The sequence below is a fragment of the Roseivirga seohaensis genome (assembly GCF_001592945.1).
In the GTDB taxonomy this organism is placed as follows: domain Bacteria; phylum Bacteroidota; class Bacteroidia; order Cytophagales; family Cyclobacteriaceae; genus Roseivirga; species Roseivirga seohaensis.
Genome location: NZ_LRPB01000023.1, coordinates 675,473 through 702,139, shown reverse-complemented (window position 1 = coordinate 702,139; position 26,667 = coordinate 675,473). Strand labels below are relative to the sequence as shown.

Annotated in this window: 26 protein-coding genes; 17 read left to right on the top strand and 9 right to left on the bottom strand. The window is 39.2% G+C overall.

Annotated elements, in window-relative coordinates:
• Nucleotides 1–1,191, top strand: a complete 1,191-nt coding sequence (locus AWW67_RS09455; protein ID WP_062301378.1) for a glycosyltransferase family 4 protein — start codon at nucleotides 1–3, stop codon at nucleotides 1,189–1,191.
• Here the strand turns inward: AWW67_RS09455 and gldB are convergent.
• A complete protein-coding gene (gene gldB, locus AWW67_RS09450; protein WP_062301376.1) occupies nucleotides 1,188–2,171 on the bottom strand; it encodes a gliding motility lipoprotein GldB in 984 nt (327 codons plus the stop codon). The genes AWW67_RS09455 and gldB overlap by 4 nt on opposite strands.
• A 43-nt stretch (nucleotides 2,172–2,214) precedes the next feature.
• Between gldB and AWW67_RS09445 the strand changes: the two genes are divergently transcribed.
• Nucleotides 2,215–2,862, top strand: coding sequence for a porin family protein (locus AWW67_RS09445; RefSeq protein ID WP_053223328.1), 648 nt, complete (start codon nucleotides 2,215–2,217; stop codon nucleotides 2,860–2,862).
• Between the two features lie 19 nt (nucleotides 2,863–2,881).
• Here AWW67_RS09445 and AWW67_RS09440 read toward each other — a convergent pair whose 3' ends face one another.
• Nucleotides 2,882–3,163 carry a hypothetical protein gene (locus tag AWW67_RS09440; RefSeq protein WP_053223329.1) on the bottom strand — a complete coding sequence of 94 codons (282 nt, stop codon included), beginning with the start codon at nucleotides 3,161–3,163 and terminating at the stop codon, nucleotides 2,882–2,884.
• Between the two features lie 172 nt (nucleotides 3,164–3,335).
• Here AWW67_RS09440 and AWW67_RS09435 point away from each other — a divergent pair, with 172 nt between their 5' ends.
• Both AWW67_RS09435 and AWW67_RS09430 read left to right on the top strand, forming a co-directional pair.
• Entirely contained in the window at nucleotides 3,336–3,548 is a 213-nt protein-coding gene (locus AWW67_RS09435; protein WP_053223330.1) for a helix-turn-helix domain-containing protein, read from the top strand.
• Between the two features lie 161 nt (nucleotides 3,549–3,709).
• Nucleotides 3,710–4,081: a helix-turn-helix domain-containing protein gene (locus AWW67_RS09430; RefSeq protein ID WP_062301374.1), complete on the top strand. Its 372-nt coding sequence runs from the start codon at nucleotides 3,710–3,712 to the stop codon at nucleotides 4,079–4,081.
• 22 nt (nucleotides 4,082–4,103) lie between these two features.
• Here the strand turns inward: AWW67_RS09430 and AWW67_RS09425 are convergent, their stop codons facing one another.
• Both AWW67_RS09425 and AWW67_RS09420 read right to left on the bottom strand, forming a co-directional pair.
• Complete coding sequence (locus AWW67_RS09425; RefSeq protein WP_071387108.1) at nucleotides 4,104–6,365, bottom strand: TonB-dependent receptor; 2,262 nt, start codon at nucleotides 6,363–6,365, stop codon at nucleotides 4,104–4,106.
• A 115-nt stretch (nucleotides 6,366–6,480) separates the two neighbouring features.
• Nucleotides 6,481–6,930, bottom strand: a complete 450-nt coding sequence (locus AWW67_RS09420; protein WP_062301371.1) for an Lrp/AsnC family transcriptional regulator — start codon at nucleotides 6,928–6,930, stop codon at nucleotides 6,481–6,483.
• Nucleotides 6,931–7,055: 125 nt separating this feature from the next.
• On the opposite strand from AWW67_RS09420, the gene AWW67_RS09415 reads away from it, so the two are divergent.
• From AWW67_RS09415 to AWW67_RS09400, 4 genes are all read left to right on the top strand, one after another.
• Complete coding sequence (locus AWW67_RS09415) at nucleotides 7,056–7,487, top strand: VOC family protein (protein WP_062301369.1); 432 nt, start codon at nucleotides 7,056–7,058, stop codon at nucleotides 7,485–7,487.
• 156 nt (nucleotides 7,488–7,643) lie between these two features.
• Entirely contained in the window at nucleotides 7,644–10,757 is a 3,114-nt protein-coding gene (locus tag AWW67_RS09410; protein ID WP_062301367.1) for a S41 family peptidase, read from the top strand.
• Between the two features lie 4 nt (nucleotides 10,758–10,761).
• A complete protein-coding gene (locus AWW67_RS09405; protein WP_062301365.1) occupies nucleotides 10,762–11,088 on the top strand; it encodes a Rieske (2Fe-2S) protein in 327 nt (108 codons plus the stop codon).
• Between the two features lie 40 nt (nucleotides 11,089–11,128).
• Nucleotides 11,129–12,367: a DUF418 domain-containing protein gene (locus AWW67_RS09400; protein WP_141655424.1), complete on the top strand. Its 1,239-nt coding sequence runs from the start codon at nucleotides 11,129–11,131 to the stop codon at nucleotides 12,365–12,367.
• Here AWW67_RS09400 and AWW67_RS09395 read toward each other — a convergent pair.
• On the bottom strand, nucleotides 12,364–13,338 hold the full coding sequence (locus tag AWW67_RS09395; protein WP_053223338.1) for an isoaspartyl peptidase/L-asparaginase family protein: 975 nt from the start codon (nucleotides 13,336–13,338) through the stop codon (nucleotides 12,364–12,366). The two genes, AWW67_RS09400 and AWW67_RS09395, sit on opposite strands and share 4 nt — an antisense overlap.
• A 94-nt stretch (nucleotides 13,339–13,432) precedes the next feature.
• On the opposite strand from AWW67_RS09395, the gene AWW67_RS09390 reads away from it, so the two are divergent.
• The 6 genes from AWW67_RS09390 to AWW67_RS09365 all read left to right on the top strand — a co-directional run bounded on the left by AWW67_RS09390 (nucleotide 13,433) and on the right by AWW67_RS09365 (nucleotide 19,091).
• A complete protein-coding gene (locus tag AWW67_RS09390; protein WP_062301362.1) occupies nucleotides 13,433–15,715 on the top strand; it encodes a family 20 glycosylhydrolase in 2,283 nt (760 codons plus the stop codon).
• A 60-nt stretch (nucleotides 15,716–15,775) separates the two neighbouring features.
• A complete protein-coding gene (locus AWW67_RS09385; protein ID WP_062301360.1) occupies nucleotides 15,776–16,414 on the top strand; it encodes a hypothetical protein in 639 nt (212 codons plus the stop codon).
• A 223-nt stretch (nucleotides 16,415–16,637) separates the two neighbouring features.
• On the top strand, nucleotides 16,638–17,684 hold the full coding sequence (locus tag AWW67_RS09380) for a hypothetical protein (protein ID WP_062301358.1): 1,047 nt from the start codon (nucleotides 16,638–16,640) through the stop codon (nucleotides 17,682–17,684).
• Nucleotides 17,681–18,046: a YccF domain-containing protein gene (locus AWW67_RS09375; RefSeq protein ID WP_062301357.1), complete on the top strand. Its 366-nt coding sequence runs from the start codon at nucleotides 17,681–17,683 to the stop codon at nucleotides 18,044–18,046. The genes AWW67_RS09380 and AWW67_RS09375 overlap by 4 nt, the downstream gene beginning before the upstream one ends.
• A gap of 53 nt (nucleotides 18,047–18,099) precedes the next feature.
• On the top strand, nucleotides 18,100–18,636 hold the full coding sequence (locus AWW67_RS09370; RefSeq protein ID WP_062301355.1) for an antitoxin Xre/MbcA/ParS toxin-binding domain-containing protein: 537 nt from the start codon (nucleotides 18,100–18,102) through the stop codon (nucleotides 18,634–18,636).
• Nucleotides 18,633–19,091 (top strand): RES family NAD+ phosphorylase, encoded by a 459-nt coding sequence (locus tag AWW67_RS09365; protein ID WP_062301353.1) that lies wholly within the window; start codon nucleotides 18,633–18,635, stop codon nucleotides 19,089–19,091. The genes AWW67_RS09370 and AWW67_RS09365 overlap by 4 nt, the downstream gene beginning before the upstream one ends.
• Nucleotides 19,092–19,116: 25 nt before the next feature.
• Here AWW67_RS09365 and AWW67_RS09360 read toward each other — a convergent pair whose 3' ends face one another.
• A complete protein-coding gene (locus AWW67_RS09360) occupies nucleotides 19,117–19,422 on the bottom strand; it encodes a hypothetical protein (RefSeq protein ID WP_141655423.1) in 306 nt (101 codons plus the stop codon).
• Nucleotides 19,423–19,604: 182 nt separating this feature from the next.
• Between AWW67_RS09360 and AWW67_RS09355 the strand changes: the two genes are divergently transcribed.
• On the top strand, nucleotides 19,605–20,171 hold the full coding sequence (locus AWW67_RS09355; RefSeq protein ID WP_053223352.1) for an RNA polymerase sigma factor: 567 nt from the start codon (nucleotides 19,605–19,607) through the stop codon (nucleotides 20,169–20,171).
• A 1-nt stretch (nucleotide 20,172) separates the two neighbouring features.
• Here the strand turns inward: AWW67_RS09355 and AWW67_RS09350 are convergent, their stop codons facing one another.
• Nucleotides 20,173–22,608: a bifunctional UDP-N-acetylmuramoyl-tripeptide:D-alanyl-D-alanine ligase/alanine racemase gene (locus AWW67_RS09350; protein ID WP_062301350.1), complete on the bottom strand. Its 2,436-nt coding sequence runs from the start codon at nucleotides 22,606–22,608 to the stop codon at nucleotides 20,173–20,175.
• A 9-nt stretch (nucleotides 22,609–22,617) separates the two neighbouring features.
• Nucleotides 22,618–22,959: a tRNA-binding protein gene (locus tag AWW67_RS09345; RefSeq protein ID WP_062301348.1), complete on the bottom strand. Its 342-nt coding sequence runs from the start codon at nucleotides 22,957–22,959 to the stop codon at nucleotides 22,618–22,620.
• A 130-nt stretch (nucleotides 22,960–23,089) separates the two neighbouring features.
• On the opposite strand from AWW67_RS09345, the gene AWW67_RS09340 reads away from it, so the two are divergent.
• Both AWW67_RS09340 and AWW67_RS09335 read left to right on the top strand, forming a co-directional pair.
• A complete protein-coding gene (locus tag AWW67_RS09340) occupies nucleotides 23,090–23,461 on the top strand; it encodes a hypothetical protein (protein ID WP_141655422.1) in 372 nt (123 codons plus the stop codon).
• Nucleotides 23,462–23,539: 78 nt separating this feature from the next.
• Nucleotides 23,540–25,918, top strand: a complete 2,379-nt coding sequence (locus tag AWW67_RS09335) for a TonB-dependent receptor (protein WP_062301345.1) — start codon at nucleotides 23,540–23,542, stop codon at nucleotides 25,916–25,918.
• Nucleotides 25,919–25,923: 5 nt separating this feature from the next.
• On the opposite strand, the gene AWW67_RS09330 is transcribed toward AWW67_RS09335, so the two are convergent.
• The gene (locus AWW67_RS09330) at nucleotides 25,924–26,658 is read right to left on the bottom strand and encodes a 1-(5-phosphoribosyl)-5-[(5-phosphoribosylamino)methylideneamino]imidazole-4-carboxamide isomerase (RefSeq protein WP_053223357.1); all 735 of its coding nucleotides are present in this window, start codon (nucleotides 26,656–26,658) and stop codon (nucleotides 25,924–25,926) included.
• Between the last annotated feature and the right edge of the window lie 9 nt (nucleotides 26,659–26,667).

The window sequence follows — 26,667 nt, the reverse complement described above, 5'->3', positions numbered from 1 at the left end:
ATGAAAATTCTGTACATCCACCAATATTTTAAAACGCCTCAAGAAGGTGGAGCCATTCGCTCTTACTACTTGGCCAAAGGCTTGGTGGACGAGGGTTTTGAGGTTGAAATGATTACTAGCCACAATGAAGGAATCTATCAGAAAACCGTGATTGATGGAATCACAGTCCATTATTTGCCAGTTTATTATAGCAATGATTTAGGGTTTCTTAAGCGTATTTTTTCTTTCTATTCATTTCAAAAAAAGGCCAAGCAACTGATTTCAAAAGAGAAATTGAGTTTTGACTTGGCATATTTAACATCCACACCATTAACCGTAGGCTTGGTAGGCCTTTGGTTAAAGAAGAAATTGCATAAACCCTATATTTTTGAAGTGCGCGATTTGTGGCCCACTGCCCCGATTCAGATTGGTGCTATTAAGGCCGGTTGGTTAAAAAAGCAGCTTTATGCGCTTGAAGCTAAAATATACAAACATGCAGATAAGGTTATTGCACTTTCGCCTGGCATGGAAGATTGGATTAAAGAAGTAGTTCCTGAAAAAGAAGTGCACATGATTCCGAATATGGCCGATTGCGAGTTTTTTAGTAAGGAATTAAAAGACCCAAAACTGACTTCGTTTTACCATGTAAACGATGCCTTTGTTGTTACCTATTTGGGAAGTATTGGAATTACCAATCACCTCGAGTTTTTGCTAAATATTGCTGAAAAATGTTTGAAAGCAGGGCTAAATATAAAATTCAAGGTTGTGGGTGAAGGCTCGAAACTTCATCAGATTAAACTTGAGGCCTATTTAAAAAACCTAAGTAATGTAGAGTTTTATGGCCATCAGAATAAGGAGGGTGTGCGAAGATTACTGAACGTAACCGATGCCACATATGTCTCTTTTGCCAACATTCCTGTTTTGGGCACCAATAGTCCCAACAAGATGTTCGACAGTCTGGCTTCGGGTAAGCTTACTATTGTAAACTCAACCGGCTGGACAAAAAACTTGGTAGAAGAGAATAAGTGCGGCTTCTATGCTAACCCAGAAGATCCTACTGATTTTATCCAGAAGATTACACCATTTATTAATCAACCCCAAAGGCTAGAAGAGTACAAAAACAACGCACGTAATGTGGCAGAAAAACTTTACTCTAGAAGACTCCAAGTACAGAAGTTGATTTCCGTACTTAAGTCGAGCAATAAAAGCTAGTTGTTTTTAGGCCTGTATCTGGATTGCAATAGAATGTCATTTGCATCCGTCAACTTCATCAATTCAGTAAAGTCCAAATCCTTTTCTTCTTGATATTTCTGAATAATTCTCCACCCCATCCACTGGCCAATTCTACCAGGGCAAATGGGGTCAATTTCAGGAACTCCCGGGCGTTCATCAATATACTTCGTCAAATTGAGCGGATCTTTATTGTACAACAATGCATTATCAACAAAATACGACCAAAGAAAACCTTCGCTTCGAATTGAAGAGGCTAAGGTTTCGCTATCATAGCCCATAATCAAACTATCGGGCAAGCATGGCAACATAGTTTTAGTAAACTCAAGTGCCTTTCCATAATAAACCATTTCCTCTAAAATAGTGCGCTCGCCATTATCAAAAGTATCGTTGAATTTCAATGAGGTGAACTGAACAATGTGCGGAACCAGATGCTCTGGAGTTAATCGCACTAACAGATAATCATATACATTTGGTCGGTATGACGCTTCTGGCCCTAAATAATAATCAATTCCAATAACCACTAGGGAATCCGAAAAAAACACATCGTTACCAAAGGCAGAGTAAACAGTTTGAACTTTGGGCACTTTGTATTCTGGATAGTAAGACTTGATACGCTTAAAAGCTATTTCTAAATCTTGCTCTAATTGGGCTTCATTTATAATCTGTTTGGTTTGCTGATAGAGTGTATCCACAAATGGGTTTTTTATGAGGTTAAAAACCTCTGTAAGCATCTCGGCTTTAGAAGGATAATCGGCCGCTAAAAAGAAGTAATCGCGTACCACAGGATTTTCTTCAAAAAAAACACTCAATGCCGCAGTATCTTCTACCGAATGAATTTGGTCTACCAAACTCTTATAGTCCAAATCAAGGTCTATATTTGGAATGTCTTTGCAAGGGTCGTCTTTGCCACAAGCCATTACCAACAAGAAAACGAAACTAATAATCCAGCTTTTGTTCATACTTAATTTTAAATGACAAAAGTATTCATTTATTTTATTCCCCATGAGGAAATTCACTTTTGCAGCAGTTCTGTTAACCTTATTTAGTATATCAGCACTGGCACAAGATTATAACATAGGCATTAAATTAGGCCCTACACTTACTTATTCGAAACCAAGTACGGATGGTGCAAGCACGAATTACGATGATAACGGTTCTTCCGTTCAGTTTTTAATTGGTGCTTTTGTAGATTACCAATTTAAAGAAAATTACTTTTTCAGCGCAGGAATTAATTATGCTTCCAAAGATTTTGGAGTAACTGCTCGATCAACCAATAGCATAGCCAACGTAATTGGAGCTGCCGATTTTAGCCAAGAGTTTTTGCAGGTTCCGGCTTTATTGAAACTTTACACAAATGAAGTAATCCTCGACACAAAAATCTACTTCAATTTTGGAGTAGTGCCTGAAATACGTCTGAGCAATTCTCCCAAATCCGACAATTCAGATATCATTCGTGAATTCAGAAGCTTTGATGTAGCGGGTAATTTTGGCGGGGGGTTAGAACGAACTATTGGCGTTAATACTCGCCTTTACGCTGGCCTTTTCTATAATTTAGGTTTCATTAATCAGGTAAAAACGCAAAACGAAACCTACGATGAGCTAAGCCTTAAAAACAGGCTGTTTGCATTAGAAGTTGGAATTAAGTTTTAAATGGGCATAATACGCTTGATCAAGTGAAGCTTTCAAGGGATTTATAAATCTGAAGAGCAACTATATAAAGCCCCGCCTCGTCTCCCCAAGCCACCTTTTCTATCTTGGACATTCCTTCCACATATACATCTGCCCAAGTGTCTAAGGTTTTTACATTAGAGTGCCCCATTAAAGCTCGAATAACACGAACTAAGTCGGGGTAGAACTCTATATGAATACCCACATTGTTTAGGCCAATAACCATCTGACGATACTTAAGGTCTTGTTTTATTAGATGCAAGGCGAGGGCTTTTTTATCCATAACAATTAGTTTAAACGTTTGTAATCTTCACTCAAAATTAATATTTTTATCGTTAAACACAATTATTAGTTCATTATACGATATAATAATTAAGCAAAACGACATCTTGACTTATCACTGGTAGTTTTAATTTTCCTATTTTGGCCAATAATTTGCGTTAAACGATGATTTTATGGCTGATAAAAAAATTTACAACCGTATTAAGGCGGTACTAGCAGAGAAGGGAAAAACTAATAATTGGCTTTCCGAACAAACAGGGAAAAATATAACCACTGTCTCTCGCTGGTGTACTAACGATATGCAACCTACTATGGAAACACTGTTTACTATTGCCAAAACACTAGACGTAGACGTTAGAGAGTTATTAGTAAGAACAAAAGAATAACTTATCGGTACACTGATGAGTTTAGCCCTTCTCTTTTCAGAGTTATTTTATCTGCGCTTTTTGTTAAGTTTGAGTTAATGTCTTGGTTCAACCATTAACCAATGAACAAATATGTAATCATTTGATTACTTAAGCAAACATATGATAACATTATTTTAATTATGTCAGTAAACGATCGCTTGGAGCTATTGATGAGGCACTTTGGGTTATCTGTAAATTCAATGGCTAAAAAACTGAATTTCAGTCGTACTACAATTCATAATATAGTTTCTGAAAATGGCAGGCGCACATCTCCGAGTCATGACTTCTATTCAAAACTAAAAGAATCATATGAGAACATAAATTTAAACTGGCTTGTTACTGGAGAAGGTGAAATGTTACTTGATAATGAACCACTTTTAGCAGCCGACTCCGCAGCGGAATACAAGGTTCTAGAACCGAAAAAGACTAATTTACAAGAGGCTTTAGCAGAAATAAAAAAAGAGTTACAATCTGTAAATCAACGAATTGACAAATTAGAGAGAGACCGATAGGCCTGAGCACTCAAAACTGCGGTTAATAAGAGAATTTTAACCTCGCACCTATAAAGTAGTTTCTACTTGGCGCAGGCTGAAAATAACGATTGCCAAAAGCGTTAAGGTCGTTGCCCAAACTATAATCCACATCAAAAATATTGTTCACACCTCCAAACACCTCCCATTGTGCCTTTTTCTTTTTAGGGATGAGGTAACTGTAATTCATATTCCATAGGTTGTAAGGCCTTGAATATACCGTGTTCGCATCGTTGAGGGGAATAGCGTCTGAATAATGATAACTGAGATTCACGTCTAGGTCGTAAATGAAGCTCGCATTTACTTGTAGGTTCACTACATTTTTGGCCGTTCCAGGTAAAGCGTTTCCTGAGAAATCATCACCATCGTTCACATAATTTTTGTACTCAAAGGCATGAAAAGTGTATGAAAGCGATGTACTTAAATTTTTCAAAGGCTGTTTTTCATCTTTTATCCATTCGCCCAAAAGCTGAAATTCCAAGCCCTGTTGAGTGTTTTTTCCTGCATTTCTGAATAACACAACACCATCACTATTAGTATAAGATGAAATCGATTCCTTTAGGTCGAACCTAAAAATGGCCATGTCGAATGAAAGTCGAGAATTCAGCAAATTGCCCCGTACATTCCATTCATAATTGGTGCCTTTTTCAGGTTGAATGTCGCGGTTAATGCTGCCCTCATTGGTACGTACTTCAGTGGTGGTTGGGGGTGAAAAGCCCTGCGAAATACTGAAGTGAACCGATAGGTCTTCATTCAATTTTTTCGAAACCCCTAGCCTTGGCGACCATACTGTCTCGAATTCTTTATTGAACTGAGTAGGATTGTTATTCACTTTATCTACTATGCGATTAATGTCGTAATTAAGCGCATTCCTACTAAGGCCAGCGGTGACAAAAAGGTCTTTCATGGGCTCTATTTTAAAAGAACCAAACAAAATGGACTGCCTAGAATTGATGTCATCTTCAAAGTTAATGGTGTCTGCTTGCCCCATCACGTTGCCAAAGTTCTTCCCTGAAAAAAAGGACTTCTGAAACTCTGCCCCAACTACAAACGAGGCGGGTTTTTCAGCCAAAATAACATCCCTACTCACCTCCATTCTTCCTCCTAAAATATCTTGTTCGTCTTGTTTATAGTCCAGAATAAATGGGTTTTCGAAATCCATCTTCGAACCAAAAACGGACATTTTTCCTTTCCAGGCTCTGCCCCATTCTAATTCATGCCCCAACTTCATAAGCCAATACTGATTATCAACAGAAGCATTTCTGTCTATACTTCCCGGCCTCGATTGCCTTCTGTTTTCACTTCGTTGTAAAGGATTTAGCGCCCCGGGTATTTCATAGAACAGATTAGAGTATAGCCATGAAACTGAAAAGGTCTGTTTGCTATTCGGAAAAAACAAGGCGTCCATTTCCAAAATACGCCTGTCCATTGCGTTGTGCTCCCTATAACCATCGGCTTTTTGAATGGCTGCTTTTACGGTAAGGCTGTTTTTCTCACTTAACTGATTGAAAATCACATCCGCTTTTTGCATTCCATAAGAACCGACCATGGCCGATGCCTGTATACTATTGTTCAGATCGCCCGGCACTGTACTTTTCAGTTTGATTACTCCTCCTGTTCCTGCGCCATAAATGCTACTTGCAGGGCCTTTTATAATTTCAATTCCAGAAATATTGTTGAGGTCGAGCAAATTGATAAAGGTATTTCCTCCAGGTTCGGTAAAAGGAATGCCGTTCCAATACACTTTCACATTTCGCACACCAAAAGGAGAGCGAACCGAACTTCCACGAATAGAAATGCGATAGCTTGCTCCGGCCCTTTCTTCGAAACGGATGCCTGGAACAGAATTAACCGCTTGCACTAAAGAGCTTCGATCGAAGCGTTGTAAATCCCTCAGCCCAATGGTTGAAATGGCACCTGCTTGCTCGCTAAGGTCAGTATTTTCTAAAAAGCCTTCTACCTCTACACTTAGTAAATTGGTTGTATTTGGGCTAAGCGTAATGGTTTGCCAAGAGTCTACTTCAATCTCAATTTCCGTAGTTTTAAAACCGACATGAGAAATATTGATTTTGCTGTTCTCTGTAATTTCCAGCACTACAATCCCCCGTTGGTCGCTTACCTTCACTTGGCTTGTGCCTAGTACATTCACTAAGGCACCTTCTACGGGTTCGGCATTCTTGCCTAAGAGTATTATTCCCGTTTGGGCTTTGGCGAAAAAACAAATACATAAAAGGAAGAGAGACGTAACTAACTGAATGTGCTTCATTTTATGTTTTGATTTCAGATCTCTCTTTGCAATGTAATTTTCCACACTCGAAGATCGGATTTTTTGTGGATTGAGAACACTTTTGCCGTCTTGTTTCAAAGGGTTTCAGGCTTAGTTATTTCGAAATAGTGTAAGTGGGTTTTTCTTTGTCGATTTCTACTTCTGATAATATGAGTTGGGTGAGCGTATCACCGTATTCCATAATTTTATCGATAAGCTTCTGTAACTGCAGCCTGTCTTTTGCAATGATTTCCAGCTGAACATTCTGACCACCCGTAATTCTATAAGCTCTTTTTACTTCAGGGTAAGTTCCTACAACACTTAAAAAAGACTTGAGTTTGCCGTGAAATACCTTCACCGAGATAAAAGCCTCAATATCATATCCAAGTAAACGACTGTTGATTTCTACTGTATAATTAGAAATCACCTGTTTTTCTTCGAGCTTTTGCACACGCTCTCTTGTGGCAGAAGGAGAAAGACCAACAAGCCTCCCTATTTCGGCAAAGGAAAGTCTTGAGTTTTTCTCCAAAACCTTCAGTATTTTCAAATCTAAAACATCAATCATTGAATCAACTGCTAATGGTTAACAAAACCATTCATAAAACTGAAATATCAAATCTACGCAATTCAATCAATTTTATAATGAAGCAATCCCAAAAGATCTTTGTGTGAAAATAACTTAAACACAAAATGAAAAACCTTAATCCATTTCACTTGGCTATTCCTGTTCAACACTTAGAAGTATGTCGAGAATTTTATGGTCGAACCTTAGGTTGTACCGAAGGAAGAAGCGCTGAAAAGTGGGTCGACTTCAATTTTTTTGGTCATCAACTCGTCATTCACAAAACCTCTAAGGATCAAGGAATTGACAAAACTCAATCTAACCCTGTAGACGGCCATGATGTTCCTGTTCCTCACTTTGGGGTAGTATTAGACTGGAACGAATGGGTGGATTTGTCGGAACGATTAAAAGCCGAAAAAATCCATTTCGTTATAGAACCATACATCCGTTTTAAAGGTGACGTTGGAGAACAAGCCACCATGTTTTTTCTAGACCCTGACGGCAATGCTTTAGAGTTTAAAGCTTTCAAAAATATCGATCAATTATTTACCAAAGGTTAAGCCCCTTAAAAATCGATAGTTTTTGCGGTTGCGATCTGAAACGATTCTTCGCAGACGTTTGAAAGTAAAGTACAAATCTGATACATTTAATCACTAGTTACATGGCAGAACAGCCGTTTTGCCATGTAATTGGCTTCCATCATGAATCAATTTTGTATGAAAAAGACTTATTCGATACTCACTTTAATAATTTTAGCCACGTCACTTCATGCGCAAAGTGATGTATACTTCGCCTCCACGCCTAGCCTCAACCCAGATGGTTCGGAGGTTATTTTTGCTTATGAAGGCGATTTATGGAAAGTTGCTACTGCTGGAGGTACGGCCAGCCGAATTACAGCCATGGACGGCAATGAGAGTTATCCGCGCGTGAGCCCCGATGGTAAATGGATTGCTTTTTCTTCGGAACAATACGGAAATAACGATATCTATTTAATGCCTTATAACGGTGGCGAAATCAAGCAACTGACTTTCAATTCATCGAATGACCAAATGGAAACTTGGGCTTTGGACAGCAAAACCATTTACTTTCAATCTAACCGATACAATAGCCGATCGGCTTATTCGGTATCGGTTGACGGAGGTACGCCTAAGCGCCTTTTCGAGCATTACTTCAACTGGCCACACAACTTGGCCATTCACCCCGATGGTTCAATTTATTTTAACGAAAGCTGGGAAAGCAGCAATCAGGTAGCTCGAAAGCGATACAAAGGCGCCTTCAATCCAGAAATCAAATCATACAATCAAAAAACAGGCGATTTTAAGGTGCACACCAATTACGATGGAAAAGATATGTGGGCAACAATCGACCGAAAAGGGAATTTATACTTTGTGTCGGACGAAGCCAATGAGCAATACAATTTGTATGCGCTTGCAAATGGTAATAAAACTCAGCTGACCAGTTTCAATACTTCTATTAAAACACCACAGGTAAATGCAAATGGCGGAAAAATCGTTTTTGAAAAAGACTATCAGCTATATGTTTACGATGTGGCGGGCAAGAAAAGTGAAAAAATCAAAATCTCCATTTTTGAAAATTCAACCCTAGCCAAAACGACAGACTTTAACACTAATGGAAATATTTCGGCTTTCGATGTTTCTGGAGATGAAAAGAAAATGGCCTTTGTATCGAGGGGAGAACTTTTCGTTTCAGACATCAGCGGTAAGTTTATACGGCAGGTAAACACCAACCCAAAGGAAAGGGTAACCGAAGTTAAATGGCTGAAAGACAATAAAACTTTGATTTATACGCAAACAGTGAAGGGTTACACCAACCTTTTCAGTATTGATGCGGCTGACTTACAAGCCAAAGAAAAGCAACTGACACAAGATGACCAATCTGCCAGAAACTTAGAGTTGAATAAGGAGAAAACGCAGGGAGTTTACCTGAGCGGAATCAATGAAGTACGTTTACTGGATTTAAACACAATGAAAAGCGAAACCATTGCTACGGAAGAACTTTGGGGACTTTACAACCCCATTCCAAGATTTTCGCCTGATGGTCAATACATTGCCTTTACGGTAAGAAACGATTTTGAAGATGATATTTATCTCTATCATATTCCTTCCAAAAAATTAACCAATTACACTAAAACAGGAGTACCAGAAACCAGTCCATTTTGGGGACCTGATGGTAAATACCTCTATTTTGTGTCTGACAGAACCAAGCCCAGCTACCCTTTTGGTATGCAGAATGGAAGAGTGTACCGAGTGCCACTTTCTCGTCAAGAAGAAGCCTTTAAATCAGATAAACTGAATGAGATTTTCGAAAAAGAGAAGAAAAACGACAGCAGCAAAGTGGCGGTTTCAATCGACTTTGAACAGGACTGGCTGAGAAGTTTAGAGCGAATGAGCCCTAATTTTGGGGCACAGAGCAACCCAGTAGTAATCAAGCCTGGTGATAAAACCCATGTGATTTATTCTTCTAACCACGATGAAAATCAGCGTTCGCTTTGGGTAACTACCATTGAACCTTTTGAAAGGAATAAAACAGAAAAAATTGCTGGAACAGGCCGTGCTGGAAGCGATATAATTACCGTAAACAAAACGCATTACCTGCTTAACGCAGGCGCCATTAGTAAACTGAACTTGGCTCAGAATAAAGTCAGCAGTATTGAAACAGACTTTACTTTCAGAAAATCGCTCCGCAACGAGTTCGATCAGATGTATGATGAAACTTGGGCGGGCATTGAAGAGAACTTCTACAACGAAACCTTTCATGGAGCAGACTGGCCAAAGCTTAGAACACAGTACGCCCAATTTCTTCCGCATGTAAAAAGTAGAGATGAATTACGGGTGCTTCTGAATGATTTATTGGGCGAATTAAACTCTTCGCACATGGGCTTCAATTCTGGAGGAAGAGAAGAACGTACCTATTATAACACCCAAAGCTTGAATTTAGGTGTCCTTTTCTCAAATGAAAACCCCTATGAAATCGCAAAAGTGGTTAGTGAAGGGCCAGCCGATTATTCGAGTAAGAACATCCGAAAAGGTGACATTATCACTTCGATTAACGGTATGGAAGTGGATTCGAAAATGAACCGCGAGTATTACTTGGCGCAACCTTCGGTAGACGAGGAAATTACGCTGGGCATAAAACGAGGAAAAGAGAACTTAACCGTGAAAGTGCATCCTTCTAGCATGGGCGCCTTGCGTGGCAACTTGTATGACGAATGGATTGCCAATAACCAAAGTAAAGTAGATAAAGCCACCAATGAGCAAGTGGCCTATGTTCACATGAAAAACATGAGTACAGGTTCGCTAGAGGACTTCTTAATTGAAATGACTTCTGAAGGCCATAACCGCAACGGACTTATTTTAGATTTGAGATACAATACGGGTGGAAATGTTCATGACGAAGTGCTTAAGTTCCTTTCTCAAAAGCCTTATTTGCAATGGAAATTTAGAGAAGGAAAACTTACTACTCAGGCCAATTTTGGAGCAGGTGCCAAACCAATGGTGCTATTAATTAACGAGCAATCGTTGAGCGATGCAGAAATGACAGCCGCTGGCTTTAAAGAACTTGGTTTGGGTAAAATAATAGGTACCGAAACTTACCGCTGGATTATTTTCACCAGCTCGGCAGGTTTGGTCGATGGTTCTTCTTACCGCTTGCCTTCTTGGGGTTGTTACACTATGGACGGCAAAAATTTGGAAAGCGAAGGAGTAAGCCCAGACATTTTGGTTAACATGGATTTTAAAGACCGTATAAGCGGACGAGACCCACAACTCGAACGAGCTATTGAAGAAGTGATGAAGCAACTGAAAAATTAGCACCATGACATCATATAAACTCTTTGATTCCAAAGAGGAGCTGCTGCAAAGGCTAGGAGATGAAGGGCGAAAGATTATTAGAATTGGAGACAAAAAGATTTGCTTAGTTTTAAATCAAGGAGAATTCCACGTGTTTGACCATCTTTGCCCTCATAATCAGCATTCTTTGCTTGAAGGAGCCATAAACTATAAGCATGAAGTGGTTTGTCCGCTTCATGCATATCGTTTTAGTTTGAAAGATGGGATGGAATGTGAACAACGAACAAAGCCACTAAAAATTCATTCTTTAAAAATTGAAAATGATGGTGTTTTTCTGCAAGTCAATGATTGATTTCACGATTAAAAACTAATTCACTAATATTAGTCCAGTTTTGGCAGGTTCATCATACATTCTTCAGCCCATCGACACCCAAAAGCGGGTAATATCTCTAGATATTTTGAGGGGACTAGCCGTGCTCGGTATTCTATTAATGAGTATTCAGAGTTTTGCAATGCCACCTTCCGCCTACTTGAACCCAACCTCTTTCGAAAACCTAGAAGGCATAAATTTCTACGTTTGGTTATTGAGCCATGTATTTGCCAATGAAAAGTTTCTGGCCATTTTGGCTATGCTTTTTGGCGCCAGCATTATTCTAATCTCTCAAAAAGCAAAAAAAGAGCATTTGCGATCGGGCAACTTACAATACCGCAGACTTTTTTGGCTACTTATTATTGGTGTTTTTCATGCATATCTGCTTTGGTACGGAGATTTGCTTGTCGCTTTTTCCATTTGTGGCTTCTTTATGTTTGCTTTCCGAAGCAAGAGTAAAGCCTATCTTTTTAGGGCCGGAATAATATTTCTTGTACTTGGTTCGGTACTTAAACTTTTATTGGCGTACAGCATTCCGTTTTGGGAATCAGGTCAGTTTATGAAGCTTGAAGAAGAAGTTTGGAGGCCAAGTGCGGCTACAATTTCTTACCAGATTGACCATTACACTAGCAGTTGGGAAAGGCAAATGCTGATTAGAGTTCCTGAGGCATTAAACATGCAAACCAAAGTGTTTCTATCGGAAATATTTTGGAAGGTAAGCGGACTTATTCTCTTAGGAATGGCCTTTTACAAAAAAGGGGCACTTACCGCAAAACAATCAAAAAAGTATCTTTCTAAAATGGCCATTTATGGAATTGGAATTGGCTTACCAATGGTAATTGGAGGTGTTATTCTTGACTTCCATTATCGTTGGGATTTCGAATTGAGTTACTTCTATTTTTCTCAATTTAACTATTGGGGCAGTGTTTTATTAGCTATTGGCTATTGTGGTATAATCGCATTAATCTGTAAGATTTCCACCCGAAGCATTATTGCCAAAAGCCTTTCTTATGTAGGTAGAATGAGTCTTTCCAACTACCTGTTTCAGTCCATCATTTGCAGTTTTATATTTTACGGACATGGCTTAAGCCTCTATGGCGATTTAGACCGCTCGGCCCAAGCGGTAGCTGTATTGGTTATCTGGGTTTTCCAGATTGCCTTTTCCACCATTTGGCTTAGCTATTTTCAATATGGCCCGTTTGAATGGATTTGGCGATCGCTCAGTTATGGACGCCTGCAAGCCATTCGAAAAATAGATTAAACCGCAGATTTAGAATCTATCAATTCATCCTGAGTATTTGATTTTACCGCAAAGTTGAACCCTTTGTGAATTCCATAAGCTCCATACTCTCCTGTTTTGCTTAAAGCCAAAAAGCCCACCTGCAAATCCATATAGTTGTTTTTGTACTTTCTTATAATTCGATCTACGGCTTCTTTACAGGCTTCTTGCGGAGGATAACCTTGGCGCATCAGTTCAACAATCATGTGTGACCCACAAATCTTAATCACAAATTCGCCTAAACCAGTGGCAGTGGCAGCTCCAATTTCATTATCCACATATAGGCCTGCTCCGATAATTGGAGAATCACCTACTCTACCGTGCATTTTCCAAGCTGCCCCGCTAGTGGTACATGCGCCAGAAAGATCACCGTCTGCATCTAAAGCCAACATACCGATGGTGTCGTGGTTTTCGACATTAATTTTCGGTTTGTAATCCTGATTTTTAAGCCAATTTTTCCAAGCCTTTTCAGCATTTGGTGTAAGCAGGTTTTCTTCTTTAAAGCCCTGTTCCAAAGCAAATTTTTTGGCGCCCTCACCTACCAACATCACATGAGGCGTATCGTCCATCACCTTTCTTGCCACAGAAATAGGGTGCATAATGTTTTGAAGAAAAGCGACTGATCCACAGTTTTCGTTATGGTCCATAATACAAGCATCAAGCGTTACGATGCCATCGCGATCTGGAAAACCACCAATTCCTACCGTAGCATTATCAGGGTCCGCTTCGGTAATTCTTACCCCTTGTTCCACAGCATCAACGGATTTCCCTCCTTTAGACAAAATCTCCCAAGCACCTACATTGGCTTGCATTCCGTGGTTCCAGGTAGAAATAACAATGGGTTTTTGGCCTGCTTTGGCTGGGGTGGCACAAGCCAAAGTGGATAGACTTCCGGTGGTTACTGCAAGGCCTCCTAATATGCCCGACTTGATGAATTTTCTGCGATTGCTCATGGTAAAAATTTTAGGAAGTTAAAAAAATGTACCGACCTGTGACATACCTTTTCACATTGATTTTATATTTGTTTGAATCTCAATATCTTCCCGAATGAAAAAAATAGTAGCGATTCTTGGTGTATTCGCCATCTTGGCCTCTTCATGCCAATCTAATTCTTATGAAGATCTGGCGGCTAGTTCGGTTCAAATTGTTCCTGAGCCTCAAAGTATTGAAACCACAAATAACGAAACGATGGTGATTTCTTCGGGCTTAACCATTGTAGCCGTAAATGAAGAAGAACAAAAAATCGCCAATTATTTGAAAGACTATCTCACTGAAATTAATTGGACGGTGAAAATTAAAGAAGATACACCAAGCAGTAATTTCATTGCTATTCAACAAAAATCAATTGGTTCAGATAACCCCGAAGCCTATGTACTGAGTACTACTAAAGAGGGTGTTAAAATAGAAGCCGCTAATGGCAAAGGCTTGTTCTATGCCGTTCAATCATTAATTCAAATGCTGCCCCTCAATGGAGAAGCTGTAAAACTCCCTGTAATGAAAATTAATGACGAACCTCGGTTCGTATATCGTGGAATGCACCTTGATGTAGCTCGCCATTTTTTCCCCGTAGAGTTCATAAAAAAGTACTTGGACATGATGGCCTTTTATAAAATGAACAACTTTCATTGGCACCTTACCGAAGATCAAGGTTGGAGAATTGAAATCAAGCAATACCCTAAACTTACCGAAGTGGGCAGCATGCGTAAAGAAACCATGGTAGAAAAAAACTTTAGTCCGTATGTAGGTGATGGCACTCCTCACGGTGGTTTTTATACTCAAGAAGAGGTGAAAGAAATTGTGGCTTACGCCATGGAAAGGCAAATCAATGTAATTCCTGAAATTGAAATGCCGGGACATAGCATGGCAGCTTTAGCAGCTTACCCTGAACTGGGCTGTACGCCTGGCCCTTTTGAAGTAGGTACCATTTGGGGTGTATACAAAGACATCTACTGCCCAAGCGAAGAAACGTTCACTTTCTTAGAAAATGTGCTTTCAGAGGTAATAGAGCTTTTCCCTGGTCAGTATATCCACATTGGCGGTGATGAAGCCCCAAAAGACCGATGGAAAGAAAGCGCTGTGGCACAAGCGGTGATCAAACGCGAAGGTTTGAAAGATGAATTCGAGTTACAAAGTTATTTCATCAGAAGAATCGAAAAATTCTTAATCAGCAAGGGGAAAAAACTCATCGGGTGGGACGAAATTTTAGAAGGAGGTTTAGCTCCTGAAGCCACGGTAATGTCGTGGAGAGGTGAAGCCGGAGGCATTGAAGCGGCAGAGCAAGGCCATGACGTAATTATGACACCAAACAGTGTTGCTTACTTTGACCACTACCAAGCAGGCCCAGAAGGTGAGCCATTGGCCATTGGTGGTTTTACTACGCTTCAAGATGTGTATGATTACGAACCAATTCCTGAAGAGCTTTCTAAAGAGAACCAAAAACATGTGCTGGGTGCTCAGGCCAATGTTTGGACAGAGTATATGAAAACCTCTGATCATGTGGAATACATGGTTTTTCCGCGTATGCTGGCCCTTTCAGAAACGGTTTGGACGAAGCCTAAAAATAAGAACTGGGAAAGATTTCAGAAGAAGCTAAAATACCAATACCAGCTGCTCGATTCAAAGAACATAAATTATCATGTGGCTGCTCCGGCAGGTTTGAAGCAAGGCTTAACACTTTCTGAAGAAATTGAGATTGAACTTTCTGTGCCGTATTCAGACGCAAAAATTTTCTATACAACAGATGGAAGTCAGCCTTCGGAAAATTCAATAGAATATACCGCTCCATTCATTCTGAACATAGCTGAAAAAGAATTGCAAGTAAAAGCGGTAACCGTTACTTCTACAGGAAAATCCAGTCCTATCGTCCAGGGAGTTTACAAGAAAGCTGAGTTGGTTGAATCCATAAACCCTCTAAAAGTAGATAATGGATTACAAACCATGCTTTACAAGCGAAACTATTCAAGTGTAAGCCAAATTGAGGGAAAAGCTTCTTCTACTTTTGTTTCCGAAAATGTTGTCTTGCCTACTAATCAACCAAATCAATTTGGGCTGGTGTTCCAGGGTCTCATCAATGTTCCTACTGATGGCATTTACATTTTTTACACCACTTCTGATGATGGTAGTGTACTTAATATCGATGGGCAAAAGGTGGTTGATAATGATGGTCCACATGGCGCTCAGGAACGAATGGGAGAAATTGCCTTAAAGGCTGGCTATCATAATTTTCTACTCAAGTATTTTGAGGCTGGTGGGGGTGAAACTTTGTCGGTTGCCTTTCAAGGCCCGGGTATAGAAAAACAAACAATTCCGGCTAACATGTTTAAACATTAGACAAGGTGAATTTTCAAACCCTGAAAATTGCCGAATTCACACCTACGAATACACTACGTTATGAATAAAACATTTAAGAAAAACATCTTGCTAGCCCTTGTCCTGACTGCATTTTCTCTGTTCAGTTGCGACCGGAGAAATGATGAGGATCGATTTCAGGCCGAAATCCGCTATTTCATTTTGGAGCATTTGGATAATGATATTGCCTATAACCCCGTTCGTTTTCAGCGTATAGACAATGATTTTCTATCGTCTGATATGACATTAATGACTTCCGTTTTAGCCATTCAAGATACGGTGAGAACAAAGGTAAACATGGCATTAAACTTTTCTGTAGAATTTGAAAGCCCTGTTATTCAAGCCTTTCTTAGCATGGAAAACAATTTTGAAATCGATTTGATTGATGAGTTAATTCTGGAAAACGTCAAATTAGACAACGCGCTTAAGGCCAAACTTAAATCAAGCCAATCAACTTTCCCCGAAAACTATCGTGCACAGCAGCAGCTTTTCACCGATCAGCTTTTTGCTATTAATAATGCTTTGAGCCACTTTAACCTATCGGCCTATCATATTGACCTCAGCGGAAAAGCATCTACTTTTTATTTACACGAGTACCAACTCAATCAAGCGCAAAACATCACAACGGTTTTTGAATTGAATACCGAGAGTTTAGAAGTGCTTTCGTTTAAAGATATTTAGGCTCATTGAATGGTCTGCTTATTGAATAAAATGTCGGAATAGTTTATTCTTTTTTCAATAATTTATTAGCTTTCATATTGATATGAAAGCAAACCACCTTAAGTCCCTCGCAGCAGCAATTTTTTCAATATTCGCGCTAGCCTCCTGTTCTTAAAACAGTTCCACTGACAGTGAAAACTCAAACCTTGAAGGGAATTACGAACTGATTAAAGTAGATTCTTTAATGGTACCTGTTTTAGAACCACTTCAGATCACCGATTATAACCCAAAAACGAATCGTTTCTTAGCCTATGGTACTCAAAGTAAGGCATGCATGGAGATTGATGCAGAAGGAAATGTGCTCAGCTCAGTCGATCTGACAGGTGAGGGGCCAGGGCACTTTGGTCCTGGAATGAGTGGCTTGGGCTATTTAGGCACAAATATAGTTGTAGAGGGAGCTGGCGCTTACTATTTCTTCGATGCCGACTGGAATTATCTTGAAAAATTCACTCCTGGCTCTGGCTATATACCATTATCATATATTAGCGGGAAGCCCGATGCGGTAGAAATAAATGGCGTAAACACTGTAATCAAGGCGAAAAGTCAGAACTATAATGGAGGTATTAAGTTAAAAGAAGATCATTTTAATACTGCTATGATGTTGGAGGCATTTAATTCTAAAAGCCAAGAACCAACAGAATTGTTACCTTATCCAGAAAATTCAATTTACAGGACTAGTGAGCTTTATTTTGACGGACATGAGCCTAAAATTAGCTATAATAAGCAGAAGGAAGAACTGATTTTAGTGTTGCCTTTGGAGCCAAAAATGTACAAATATGAACTCAAGAATAACCGGTTCGAATTTGTGAGTACATCGAATCTGGATTTGAAAAATTTCAGAACACCACAAGGTATACCTTATGAAGATCAGCATAAGAACCCACTCAAAAATTTCGGCAGGTCTAACGAGTTAAATTATGTTTATAGAGAACTGAATAGTAGTATTTTAGATGTAAGTAGTTATGGTGAAATTACCATGATTAGGTATAAAACAGGGGCTAAAGAACCAACCAGTCTAAGTAATTACATGGAAGCATCTAAATATGCTGATTCTGAAAGCGAAGCTCTTTATTCCTTTTTCGTTCAGGATAAAAAAGTGTTGGAAATCAATGATGATCTTGGCAGATATGTAAGATTAAGTGAAACTCAATTTTTAGTACCTTATGTAAACGAGGAAGAGGAACTCGATTATAATAAGTTCTATATTTATGAGCTTAAGAAAATAGAATGAGTTTAATCGGAAACATAATCTGGATCGTATTTGGGGGCTGGATGATCGCCTTGGAATACATTATTGGCGGTATTGTCTTATGTCTTACCATTGTAGGAATTCCGTTTGGAATTCAGTGCTTTAAACTGGCCATTGTAGGCTTTGCACCTTTTGGGCAGCAAGTTCAACCAGGCAGAACGCTTACGGGCTGCCTTTCGCTTCCGCTAAATATTATCTGGTTTATTTTTGGTGGCTTCTGGGTCTTTCTTACCCATCTTTTTTGGGGTGTTATCTTCTGCATTACTGTCATCGGTATTCCTTTCGGAATGCAACACTTCAAACTCGCAGGTTTGGCCTTTGCTCCGTTTGGGAGGGGCATTTGAAACAGTTGTAAAATTTTTCCGTATATTTATATATTCAGTAAAATTTTACAGCAATGGAAGACTATAAAAGCTCTGATCCAACCCAAATTTTAGAAGAACCACAAGTGGTTTACCAAACCTTTGAAAAGTATTTCGGTTTACTTGGGCTCAAACCATTTGCCGAAGTATTCACTCCCATTAATGTACTTCCCCAAGAAGCCCAAGAAATTCACGCTTTGTTCGATGAGCCAATTTATATGCACAGGCTTTCAAGGTTGGCCTATCCACAATCGGTCTATCGGGTGTTGAAAGAAAACCTAAATCTCACCAATGAAGATTACCAATCACTTATGGGGCATACTTGGGCATCCGTAAGAAATCGCAGCTCAAATGATTTGGTTTCCAACGAGCATTCTGAAAAGCTGCTTCACAATACACAGGTTTTGCTAAAAGGGGTAGAGGTTTTTGGTGATGTTCCCCCCTTGAATAACTGGCTAAGAAAGTTCAACCCATTTTTAGATGCTCGTCCCATAGATTTACTCGGTACCGTTACTGGTTCCGAAATGGTTTTAGATGAACTGATCAGGCTACAAGAAGGCAGTGTTGCATGAATGTTTGGCGCGTTTCTTACATAAGTAGTTTAGGGGGTTCCGATGTACCCGGCAGATGGAATGAGAAAGGCATCAAGGTGCTATACACATCGGCCAACCCTTCCCTTTGTTCATGGGAATATTTTGCGCACAAAGTGGGTGAAAAAGACTGGCCCGTTAACTTGAAACTTTTGGAGTTAAGCATTCCCGATGAGCATCCAGATATTGTAAAACTACCAATCAACAAATTGGCCGAGGGCTGGAACGGATTGGCCTACAAACGCAATGTTCAGAAAACGGCACGACAAGAACTGCTGCATAAAAACAGGTTGGGTATTTGGGTGCCAAGTGTGGTGATTCCCGAAGACTATAACCTTATTCTAAACCCGAACTATGCTGGCTTTGAAAGCCTAATTAAGCGTAAATCCATTTTCCCATTTGAATACGACCAGCGCTTTAAAGTTATTTTTGAATAAAATAGGCTCACTTCAAAATTTTTCTTTAAGCACCCAACATTTCAATTTTGCATCCGCTTTCCATGCTTCCGGAAACTACACAAGTGCAATTGGGTTTAATCCTAAGCATTGAAGTTCCAACCTGTGTAGCTTCAAAGCGGGCACTTACCGCATATTCAAAATTAACGCCCGGAACCTCAAAGGAGAAGCCTGAAGACCCAGGGTTCACTGTTATCTCTCTCCATGGGTTTTTAGGAAAATCAGTTGTTTCTGTCGGCTTTTGAAAAATAGTGATATGACTCGGGTGGTTCGACTGATTTTCTACGGTCATCGTAATGGTAAACACGCTCATGTTTTTAAATTTTCCATGAATATAGAACTATTACATAAACAAATTGGCAGGCTTGGCTTTTGCCCTGTTTGGGAGGAGGATAGAAACCCCACCCCAACCTTTCCCAAAAAACGATCATGTATTTTCCTACCTTTGTGTTTCTTTGGTTCAGGCTTAAGAAAACAACATTGGGTTAAAGCTTTATGCTGAAAAACGACAATTTATCGGACGAGGAGGTAATTGCATTCTTGAGAGCAGGAGGCCACGAACGCTATTTCGAGATCATTACCAGAAGGTATGAGACTTATATTATTAAGAAGTGTCGTAGCTACGTAAAGAATGAAGACGTTTCAGAAGATCTTTGTCAGGAAATTCTGATCAAGGTATTTATGCAGCTCAAGAATTTCCGCAGCGATGCAAAATTCAAAACCTGGCTCTATTCCATTATTCACCACACCTGCATAGATTATTTACGGAAAGAGAAAAAGAAAACGCACACCGTAATCTCTGAAAAATTGATGGATGAAATGATCGACTTGGTGGAAGAAGATGTGCTGGACAAAGACGCCATGGAAACGGCTTTGTTCAAGTTATTGGAAGACATTACTCCTGAAGAAAAGTTGATTCTACTGCTCAAATACAAAGAAAAACACTCGATTAAAGAGATTGAGCAAACCATGGGCATTTCGGAAAGTGCCGTGAAAATGCGTCTTTCCAGGGCCAAGGAAAAAATCAATAAGCTATATTCTAAATACAGCAATCACGATTAACCTATTCTGCAAAGTAAACCCGTTTTACTCGGTCGCTCACATTCGTGAGAATTTCGTAAGGAATTGTTTTGGCCTTTTTAGCCAAATCTGAAATGGTTGGCTTCTCTCCAAAAATTATGACGGTATCGCCTTCTTCGGCTTCAATATTAGAAATGTCAATCATCGTCATGTCCATACACACATTACCAATCACTTTGGCCATTTGTCCGTTCAGCATTACCTCTCCATTTCCATTACTGAAAATTCTTGAGAAGCCATCGGCATAACCAATCGCAATGGTGGCAATGCGCATGTTTTTGGTCACTTTCCCTTTTCTTCCATAACCAATCGTTTCTCCCTTTTTCACATTTCTAATTTGTGAAATAACCGTTTTCAAAGTGCTTATCGACTTCAGTTCATGTTGCAGCTTTCCGCTGGGTTCAATGCCATAAAGGCCAATGCCTAACCGTACCATATCGAATTGGTATTCGGAGTAAGCTACAATGCCTGCGGAATTCAATGCATGTTTTATGGTTTTTATACCCAATTGCTGTTCTACTTTTTCAGCATAAGCTTTAAAGGTTTGTAATTGCTGAAGAGAGAAGTTATTGTGCTCTGCCTCGTCAGATGCCGCCAAATGCGTGTACAAACTTTGTACTTTAACATGGGGCAGATGCTTAATTTCATTGACTAAAGCTTCCAAATCTTCTGGGTCAAAACCTAAACGATTCATACCAGTATTGATGGTGAAATGGCCTTTCAACTCAATACCCTTTTTCATATAAAACTCTGAAAAAACTTTTAGCTGCGCGAAACTGTAGATTTCAGGCTCGATATTATAAGTCACCAAATTAGGTAAATCTTCTTCCGAAGGGTTGATTACCATAATTGGAAGGTTGATTCCTGCTTTTCGTAATTGTACGGCCTCATCTACATAAGCCACGCCCAAATAATCTACCTTATGAAACTGTAAAAGGTGTGCAATTTCAGAGCCTCCACTGCCATAGGCCAAGGCCTTCACCATAATCAATAGTTTGGTTTCTGCTTTTAACTGTTGGCGATATACATTAAGGTTGTGCGTCACCGCATCTAAATCAATTTCTAGTACCGTGCGGTGAATACGCTCTGTTAGTTGCTTTGCGATTTGCTCAAAGCCAAAACTTCTGGCTCCTTTAATCAGAACAACCTCTTTTTCAAAACTATCTGTCGAATGTTGAAGAAAGTCTTCAGTAGTTGGATAAAACTTGGTTGAAGGCGGAAACAAACTTTTAAAGTCGGCCAATTCGCTCCCAATGGCATAGAGCTGTGTTATGTCTTTTTCTTGTACCAATTCTGCCACGCGCGCATATGTACTTTCTTTCGGGGCTGACTGCGGAATGTCAGAAAGAATCAGTGATTTTTGGGGGTAATGCTTCTGTTGAGACAAAAAGTCGAGCGCAATTTCAAGCCCAGCCAAATCATTATTGTAGGTATCATCTATAATGTAAGTCTGGTTAATTCCTTTTTTTAGCTCCAGCCGCATTTTTATTGGCCGTAGAGCATCAATTCCTTTTTGAATTTCAGAAGGCGACCAACCATTAAAATATGCAAAGCAGATACAGTGCATTATGTTTTCTACATAAGTCTCATTAACTGAATGTAGTTTTAAGGTAAAGGTCTCGGTTTTACTTTTCAGTATAAAAAACGAACCTTCCCTTTTTTCTACTTGAAGATCGGCTTCAGAATTAAATCCCCAAGAAGTTTTATGCTTGGGTGGCTTTTTCATTTGGCCAATACCTTCATTAATCAGGGGGTTATCATTACGATAGTAGAGCTGGTGTATACCTTCAAATAGAATAAGTTTTTCGTCTAATTTTTGTTCAATCGAGGTAAAGTATTGCTCATGGGCAGAACCAATATTGGTAAGAATTCCGTGCGTAGGTTGAATTACCCCTTTCAAAGAAGTCATTTCGCCTGGTTCCGAAATTCCTGTTTCAAAAATTCCCAAGTCGTGTGCATCACTTAAAGGCCAAACCGAAAGTGGCACCCCAATTTGCGAATTGAAGCTTTTCGGGCTCTTGCATATGTTCTGTTTTTCTGAAAGCATTTGCGCCAACCATTCTTTTATAATGGTTTTTCCGTTGCTACCCGTAATGGCCACCACATGCTTATTAAACTTGGCTCGTTTGGCAGCAGCTATTGCTTGCAGCGCCCTAACCGAAGAGGCTACTTTAATAATATTGATTTTTTCAGGAAAGGCTTCAATTTCCCTTTCCACCACAAAATTTTGAAATCCTGCTTTAATTAATTCAGGAATAAAAGAGTGGCCGTCATGGTGTAGCCCATCAATAGCAAAGAAAAGCCCCGACTCTAAATCAAAAGCCTTTCTACTATCGGTCATTAAATGTGCTATATCATGATCTATTCCTATAGATAGATATTCGCCATCTATTAATTCAAAAATCTGTGAGAGTTTCAAGGCTTAAAATTAGAAAAGTTTAGCACCATTCGGCACGGCCTTGTCAGGTCTAGCCAAAATTATATTTCCGTCCTTATCAGGAAAACCCGTCACTAAAATTTCTGATTTAATATTAGCGATTTGTTTTGGAGGGAAATTCACAACACACATTACTTGAGTGTTAAGTAAATCTTCCTTCTTATAGTGGTGTTTTATTTGTGCACTAGATTTCTTAACACCTATTTCGGCACCTAAGTCCACGTGAAGAATCCAAGCCAGCTTTTTTGCCTTTTCAAAATCCTCTACTCGTATAATAGTGCCTATCCGAATGTCAACTTTTTCAAAATCTGACCAACTGATAAGATTATTCATATAAGATTATTGTTTACAGAGTTTTAACACTAAGTTAGTGGTTAGGTAAGAAAACTAAACAAAATAAAATATTGACCGTTTAGATAATTGCGATTTTTTATTAATTTTATCGCCCCATGAGATAAATACTATGAATAGACAACTACTTCGTATCTTCACTTTCGGAATTTTAGGGATGTCAATGCATTCTATGAGTGCCTTGGGTCAAGAGGGTGAAGAAGTGCTTTTACCTATTCCTAGGCAAGAAAATGTGGCTACTCAAGATAGTATTCTTCCTGTAGATTTTCATACGGAAGGAAAACGTGATCTACCTCGAAGCACTTCTGAGTCGACCATTTTAGGCACCGAGCTAAATTCTATTTCTCTAGAAAAATCAACTGAGAAAAAGAACAACCAACCAAAAGTTGCCAATAAAGAAGATAGCCAATCTGCGCTGTCATTCAATTTTCTTTACTACATATTCTATAAATTTAAGCCCTCAGAGGTTTTTGAGAAGAAATAAATACCTTCTTTAACCTCTTTTGACCTTTTGAAAATTCATAGTTGCAATAGAGTTGCATTTACGCATACTTTTGCGCTTATGATTCTCAAGCGTCTATCTTTATTAATTCTACTTCTCGGCTTTTTTAACCTTTCTGGCATAGGCCAAACCAATTGTGACTTAAAACTCTCTGGAGTTATTGTTGAAAAAAATAGTGGCGAAACAATTCCTTTAGCCACAATCGAAATTACACATACTCAGAATGGAGCAATTGCAAACGAAAATGGTGAGTTTGAGATAACGAATCTTTGTTCAGGAAGCTATGAAATTTTAATACGATTTGTTGGCTATACTCCTTATAAAGAAACCATTAGTATCACTAAAAACACTAAGATTCAGGTAGAGTTGGTTCCTGAAATCAAAGATTTAAGCGAAGTAACCGTTGAAGCTGAAAAAGCGGAAGAAATTGCAACGCTAAAGCAACTCGAGTTTAAAAAAGAAGAGCTTTTTAGAAAGAGTGGCGAATCTTTAGGAAAGACTCTTTCAGGTATGTCTGGAGTAAATATGCTTCAGACTGGCCCAAATATAGCCAAGCCCGTAATTCACGGCTTACACAGCAGCCGTATTCTAATTTTGAATAACGGTATAAGACAAGAAGGTCAGCAATGGGGACAAGAGCATGCACCAGAAATTGACCCATTTGTAGCGACTAACCTTCAATTAATTAAAGGTGCTGCGGCAGTAAAATATGGTTCCGATGCAATTGGGGGTGTTATTTTAGTAAATCCACCAGATTTACCAGAAACAGCAGGTATTTCTGGCTCATTCAATGCCGTTGGCAATTCCAATAATGGAATGTATACCGGAAGTGCTATGGTTGAAGGGGGCGTTGAAGGGCTTAATGGTTTTGGCTGGAGACTTCAAGGCAGTTATAAAAAAGCCGGAGATTCTAAGGCACCAAATTACAGACTTACCAACACTGGTACACTAGAACAAAATTTTTCAATTGGCCTGGGCTATCATAAAGAAAAAGGTGGGCTGGAATTATACTTCAGTAGTTTTGATGCCGAAATGGGTGTACTCAGAAGTGCTCATACAGGAAACCTCACCGATTTAGAACGCGCTATTGGAAGTGACAGACCGTTATACATAAGCGATTTCAGTTACGACATCAATAATCCTAGGCAACATGTTCAGCACCAACTACTCAAATTAAATGGACATACGGATTGGAGTAACCTTGGTACTTTTAACATGCAATATGGGCTTCAGAGAAACCAAAGAAAAGAATTTGACATTAGAAGGGGAGGCCGATCTACCATTCCTGCGCTTTCACTAGAGCTCATCACTCATACCGTGGAACTCGACTTAGACATGAAGCCGATTGGTGATTTTAAGGGAGATATTGGTGCAAGTTTTCTTTTTCAAGGAAATTCTAACGACTCAGAAACTGGCATTAAACCGTTGATCCCCAATTTTGACAATTGGACTGTAGGGGTACATGGAATATGGCGATATATTCAAAATTCATATGAATTGGAAGCGGGAGTTCGATATGACTATAAACATTACCTAGTCAAACGCTTTGACTCACAAAACAACCTTCTAAAGCCAGAATTTGATTTTAATAATATTACTGGTTCGCTTGGAGCCGTATTTTTTCTTCCCTCAGGCTGGAATTTCAGAACCAATTTAGGAACGGCTTGGCGTGCGCCTCATATTAACGAGTTGTACAGTGGAGGGCTTCACCATGGCTCTGCAGCTATCGAATTAGGGAATGAAGGCCTTGAAAGCGAAAAGGCCATTAAGTGGATCAGTAGCTTTGAAAAGACCTCTGAGAACTTCGATGTAAACATATCTGCTTATTACAATTACATATATGATTACATTTATTTAAGACCAGAAAATGTTGAACTGACCATTCAAGGTGCTTTTCCTTTGCTGAGTTACACTCAAACAGATGCTTCGTTTATCGGGCTAGACACAGACCTTAAATATCATGTCAATGAGCATTTTGATGTTACAGGTAAACTGTCATTGATAAAGGCAAAAGATCAGTTGAATAACGGGCCGCTAATCAATATTCCGGCCAATAGACTATCAGCCGGAGTTACCTACAATTTTAATGACGGTTGGTTAAAAGAACCATACATTTCATTATCAGCCGATATGGTAGACAAGCAAAGAAATGCACCAAGAGTGGTGAGTATTTCTGAAGTAATAGAAGCGAATGCTACAAATTCTGATCTTTTCACGAACGATAAAACCGTATTTGACTTTTTGGCAGCACCAGCTGGTTATACCAATTTTGGTTTTAGTGTTGGCTTTAAAGTGCCAGTATCTGAAAACTTCATTGCGGTTTACGCTTCTGTTGAGAACATGTTCAACAATAGCTATCGTGACTACATGAATAGATTACGCTACTACTCGGATGAGGTAGGCCGAAACTTTAGTATAAAACTGAATTATAGCTTTTAAAAGGCTTACTTAGATTGGCTTACTATAAACTTCTCTATGTCTTTGAGGGTCAAGTTACCTTCGTAATATGCTCTTCCAAAAATCACAGATTTAACACCAATTTCTTCTAGCTTTTTGATGTCGTCTATATTTCTTACTCCACCACTAGCCAACACGTGAATTCCTTTAAAGCGAGACACAATCTCTTTGTACATCTCGAAGTTAGGGCCTTCTTGAATACCGTCTTTAGCTACATCTGTGCTCTTTACATACTTTAGCCCTCGCATGTAGTAATAATCAATATGATCGAACAAATCAATATTGGTATCTTTTTGCCAGCCTCTAATGGCTATTTTCCCATTCCTGGCATCTGCTCCTAAAATAATTTTTTCTCTTCCGTAAGAAACAAGCCAAGAACCAAACTGTTCTTTATCTGAAGTTGCAATAGAGGCCGCTGTAATTGAAGTCGCCCCATATTCGTAAGCCTTGCTGATATCACCATCAGTTGCGATACCTCCACTATAGTCTACTTTTAGTTTTGTGTAGCCCACTATAGATTCCAAAATATCATAGTTTACGGGAGTGCCACTTCTTGCTCCATCTAAATCAACGATATGGATTTTCTTTACCCCACAATCTTCAAACCTTCTAGCAATGTCTACCGGACTGTCTTTGTAAACAGTACCATGTTCGTAATCACCTTGTTTTAAGCGGGTTAGTTTTCCGTTGATAATCGATATAGAAGGAACAATTTTTATCATATAGTTGAG